The following is a 4607-nucleotide window of genomic DNA, read 5'->3' as shown; positions in this document are numbered from 1 at the left end:
GAGTAAGAGGAACTTCGATGCCTCGGTTTGTCGACCGCGTCGTCATCCACACGCGGGCAGGCTCCGGCGGCAACGGCTGCGCCTCGGTCCACCGCGAAAAATTCAAGCCCCTCGGCGGTCCTGACGGCGGCAACGGCGGCCGCGGCGGCAGCGTTGTGCTCGTCGTCGACCCGCAGGTGCACACCTTGCTCGACTTCCACTTCCGGCCGCACATCGTCGCGGCTTCCGGCAAGCAGGGCATGGGCAGTAACCGCGACGGGGCCGCCGGTGCCGATCTTGAAGTCAAGGTCCCCGACGGGACCGTGGTGGTCGACGAGGACGGCCGATTGCTCGCCGACCTGGTTGGTGCGGGCACCCGCTTCGAAGCCGCGGCCGGAGGTCGCGGCGGGCTGGGCAATGCTGCGCTGGCCTCGCGGGCCCGCAAGGCGCCCGGATTCGCACTGCTCGGCGAAAAGGGTGAATCCCGCGATCTCACGCTCGAGCTCAAGACCGTCGCCGACGTCGGGTTGATCGGGTTTCCCTCGGCCGGCAAATCCTCGCTGGTGTCGACGATCTCGGCGGCCAAGCCGAAGATCGCCGACTATCCCTTCACCACACTGGCTCCCAACCTTGGTGTGGTCTCGGCAGGAGAGCGCACTTTCACCGTCGCCGACGTGCCGGGCCTGATCCCGGGTGCGTCACAGGGCCGCGGTCTGGGCCTAGACTTCCTACGCCACATCGAGCGGTGTGCGGTGCTGGTACACGTGGTGGATTGTGCGACTGCGGAATTGGGCCGCGACCCGGTGTCCGACATTGATGCGCTGGAATCCGAACTGGCCTCGTATACGCCTACGCTGCAAGGAGATTCGGCGCTGGGTGATCTTGTAGAGCGGCCGCGGGCGGTGGTGCTCAACAAGATCGACGTGCCGGAGGCCCGCGAACTTGCCGAATTCGTTCGCGACGAAATCGCGGCGCGCGGCTGGCCGGTGTTCCTGGTGTCGACGGTCAGCAGGGAAGGGTTGCAGCCGTTGATATTTGCGCTCGCCGACCTGGTGTCGCTGCATCACGCCGCACAGCCGGTGCTGGTGCCACGACGGCCGGTGATTCGCCCGGTCCCGGTCGACGAGTCCGGTTTCACGGTGGAATCCGATGGGCAGGGCGGGTTCGTGGTCCGCGGCCGGCGGCCCGAACGCTGGATCGCCCAGACCAACTTCGACAACGACGAGGCGGTCGGCTACCTCGGTGACCGGTTGGCCCGTCTGGGTGTCGAGGACGAACTGGTGAAGCTGGGTGCGCGACCGGGATGCGCGGTCACCATCGGTGAGGTCACCTTCGACTGGGAGCCTCAGACGCCGTCCGGTGTTCACACCGTGATGACGAGACGAGGCACCGACCCACGCCTGGAAAGCACTGACCGGGTCGGGGCCGACGAACGCAAGGCGGCCCGCCGCCGGCGCCGCGAGAGCCGCGGCGCTGATGAGTAGCGCAGCGCGCGAGGCCATCCGCGCCGCGCGAAGCGTCGTGGTCAAGGTCGGCACCACCGCGTTAACGGCGCCGACCGGCATGTTCGACGCCGGCAGGCTGGCGGGGCTGGTCGAAGCGATCGAGGGCCGCATGAAAGCAGGCTCCGACGTCGTCATCGTCTCCTCGGGAGCGATTGCTGCCGGCATCGAGCCGCTCGGGCTGACCAAGCGGCCCGCTGACCTGGCCACTAAACAGGCGGCGGCCAGTGTCGGGCAGGTCGCGCTGGTGAATGCTTGGAGCGCTGCTTTCGCTCGCTACCAACGCAGCGTTGGGCAGGTATTGCTGACGGCGCATGACATTTCGATGCGGGTCCAACACACCAACGCCCAGCGCACCCTGGACCGGCTGCGGGCGCTGCATGCGGTCGCGATCGTCAACGAGAACGACACGGTGGCCACCAACGAAATCCGATTCGGCGATAACGACCGGCTCTCGGCGTTGGTGGCGCACCTGGTCGGTGCCGACGCGCTGGTGCTGCTGAGCGACATCGACGGGCTGTACGACTCCGATCCGCGCAAAGTCCGTGAATCACGTTTCATCCCTGAGGTTTCCGGGCCGGCCGACCTGGACGGCGTGGTGGCAGGACAGAGTAGTCACCTGGGCACCGGTGGGATGGCATCGAAGGTGTCCTCGGCGCTGCTGGCCGCCGACGCCGGGGTCCCGGTTCTATTGGCAGCCGCCGCGGACGCCGTGACCGCGTTGGCGGACGCCTCGGTCGGCACGGCGTTCGCCGCACGGCCCAATCGGATGTCGGCACGCCGGTTTTGGGTGCGCTACGCCGCAGAGTCCGCCGGTGCGCTGACCCTCGATGCCGGCGCCGTGCGCGCCGTGCTTGGCCAACGCCGCTCACTGCTGCCCGCGGGTATTACGAGTCTGTCCGGTAGTTTTCACGGCGGTGACGTTGTCGACCTGTTGGGGCCCGACGCGACCCTGGTGGCCCGCGGCGTGGTCGCCTACGACGCTGCCGAGTTGGCCACCATGATCGGCCGGTCGACCTCAGAGCTGCCCGCGGAGCTGCGCCGGCCCGCAGTGCACGCCGACGACCTGGTCGCCGTTTAGCTCGGGATTGGCTTGAGATACAAAGCGCCCCAGACGATTTCAGTGAGCGTGGCGGCCAGCTCGGCATCGTATGTGGGCGGGCTATTCGGCAAGTTTTGTTGACAGACCCGCTCGACCATCCAGGTGAGCGCACTAGCCGCGGTCGCCGCTGGCAGCTCGCGGCGGACTGACCCGTCGGCCTGGCCATCCTGGATGACGCGGGCCAATCGCCCGGTGATAGCGGTCAACAGATTGCGGTAGGTTGCTCCGACCAAGGAGTCGTAGGCGGCCATCTCGTTGAGCGCGACCAGGACCGGTTGATGACGCCGGTAGCTGGCGATGATGGCAGCCATCCCGGCGCGGACGTCGTCGGGATCGTGTCGCCACGCCACGCCCCACCAGCGCTCGGCGCTGTCGGCGAGATCGGCGAACACCTGGCCGGCCAACCGGCGCAGCAGGTGGCCCTTGTCCTCGAAGTAGATGTAGAAGTTGGCCCGCGACATTCCGGCCTCGGAGGACAGTCGATCCACGCTGAGTTCGGTGAAGCTCGTGCCGTCACGCATCAGCCGTTCGGTGGCGTCGAGCAGTCGGCGCTCGATCTGCTCACGCCGCTCCTGGCGTTTGGCTTGTGGCTTTCGGGTGACCGACGGCATGGCTCCTCCTAATCCCACCGCTGGTCCGAGCGTAACCGACGCCTTGACGTCTTGACTAGACACTATGTCTAGTTCTAGGGTCGGCGGTGTTGCATATGTGACCGCAGTCATAGCCGATGGAGGACACACCATGACAGCGACGGCCGCAACCCCTCGCGCCTACGACCCCATCGATCTCTCGTCGCGGGCGTTTTGGTCCACCACCGCGCAGGAGCGGGAGCGCTCGTTTGCGGAGCTGCGCGCCGAACGCCCGGTGAGCTGGCATCCTCCGGTCGAAGATGCGCTGATGACTGATCCCGACGACCCCGGCTACTGGGCTCTTACCCGGCGCGCAGACATCGTCGCGGTCAGCCGCAACAACGAGGTGTTCCTGTCCGGCAAGGGGGTGATCTTCGAGAACGTTCCCGAGGAACTGCTCGAAGCATCCCAGTCCTTCCTGGCGATGGACCCGCCGCGGCACACCTTCCTTCGCAAACTCGTCAGTGCCGCGTTCACCCCTCGGCAGGTCAGGCGCATCGAGGACTCGATCCAGGCGAACGCCAAGACCATCGTCGAGGAACTCAAAGCGGCCGGCAGCGGCGGCGACTTCGTCGAGCAATGCGCCAAGGAACTGCCCATCCGCACGCTGTCGGACATGGTGGGCATTCCGGAGGCGGATCGTCAGCGCGTGGAACACGCCGCCGATGCCATGGTCTCGTGGGCCGACCCGGTCTACCTCAACGGCCGCCACCCGATGGAGGTGCTGTTCGAGGCCCAAACAACCGTGCACCAGGTGGCTTTCGCCCTGGCCGCCGAGCGTCGCGAACATCTGGGTGACGACCTGTTCAGCAGCTTGGTGAACGCCGAGGTGGATGGTGACCGGCTCGCCGACACCGACATCGCCGCGTTCTTCGTGCTGCTGTCTGTCGCTGCCAACGACACCACTCGCCAAACCACCAGTCACGCGCTGAAGGCGCTCACCGACTTTCCCGATCAACGTGCCTGGCTGCTGGAAGATTTCGACAACCGGATCGGCTGTGCGGTCGAGGAGTTCATCCGCTGGGCCAGCCCGGTGATGACCTTCCGCCGCACGGCCGCAACGGATTTCGAAGTTGGCGGCCAAACCATCCGGGCGGGGGAGAAGGTGGTGATGTTCTATCCGTCCGGCAACTGGGATACCGAGGTCTTCGAGCAGCCGGAGCGCCTGGATTTGAGCCGCAGTCCCAACCCGCACGTCGGTTTCGGTGGTGGCGGAGTGCACTTCTGCTTGGGCGCGCACGTGGCCAGAGCGCAACTGCGCGCGATCTTCGGCGAGCTATTGCGTCAGCTGCCGGACATTCAGGCGGGCGAACCCGTATACGTACCCGGCAACTTCATCCACGGGATTCGCAGCATGCCCTGCGCCTTCTGATTTCCGGCGTCGAGTGTGGGCTT

4 protein-coding genes are annotated in these 4607 nt (G+C 66.6%); 3 read left to right on the top strand and 1 reads right to left on the bottom strand.

What is annotated here, in order from left to right; genetic code table 11:
* The first annotated feature begins 17 nt into the window (after window positions 1-17).
* Together obgE and proB are read left to right on the top strand one after the other, a co-directional pair.
* Window positions 18-1463: a GTPase ObgE gene (gene obgE / locus WAN71_RS23590; RefSeq protein ID WP_422227650.1), complete on the top strand. Its 1446-nt coding sequence runs from the start codon at window positions 18-20 to the stop codon at window positions 1461-1463.
* Window positions 1456-2562, top strand: coding sequence for a glutamate 5-kinase (gene proB, locus WAN71_RS23585; protein WP_422227649.1), 1107 nt, complete (start codon window positions 1456-1458; stop codon window positions 2560-2562). The genes obgE and proB overlap by 8 nt, the downstream gene beginning before the upstream one ends.
* Here the strand turns inward: proB and WAN71_RS23580 are convergent.
* On the bottom strand, window positions 2559-3194 hold the full coding sequence (locus WAN71_RS23580) for a TetR/AcrR family transcriptional regulator (protein ID WP_422227648.1): 636 nt from the start codon (window positions 3192-3194) through the stop codon (window positions 2559-2561). The two genes, proB and WAN71_RS23580, sit on opposite strands and share 4 nt — an antisense overlap.
* Before the next feature lie 130 nt (window positions 3195-3324).
* Between WAN71_RS23580 and WAN71_RS23575 the strand changes: the two genes are divergently transcribed.
* A complete protein-coding gene (locus WAN71_RS23575; protein ID WP_422227647.1) occupies window positions 3325-4584 on the top strand; it encodes a cytochrome P450 in 1260 nt (419 codons plus the stop codon).
* Window positions 4585-4607 lie beyond the last annotated feature (23 nt).

Origin of the sequence: Mycobacterium sp., from assembly GCF_049280035.1 — a bacterium.
GTDB lineage: Bacteria > Actinomycetota > Actinomycetes > Mycobacteriales > Mycobacteriaceae > Mycobacterium.
This window is presented reverse-complemented; position numbering and strand designations above follow the sequence as displayed.

Coding starts and splice junctions, on each gene's coding strand:
- obgE (WP_422227650.1), top strand. CDS start 18: ATGCCTCGGTTTGTCGACCGCGTCGTCATCCACACGCGGGCAGGCTCC.
- proB (WP_422227649.1), top strand. CDS start 1,456: ATGAGTAGCGCAGCGCGCGAGGCCATCCGCGCCGCGCGAAGCGTCGTG.
- WAN71_RS23580 (WP_422227648.1), bottom strand. CDS start 3,194: ATGCCGTCGGTCACCCGAAAGCCACAAGCCAAACGCCAGGAGCGGCGT.
- WAN71_RS23575 (WP_422227647.1), top strand. CDS start 3,325: ATGACAGCGACGGCCGCAACCCCTCGCGCCTACGACCCCATCGATCTC.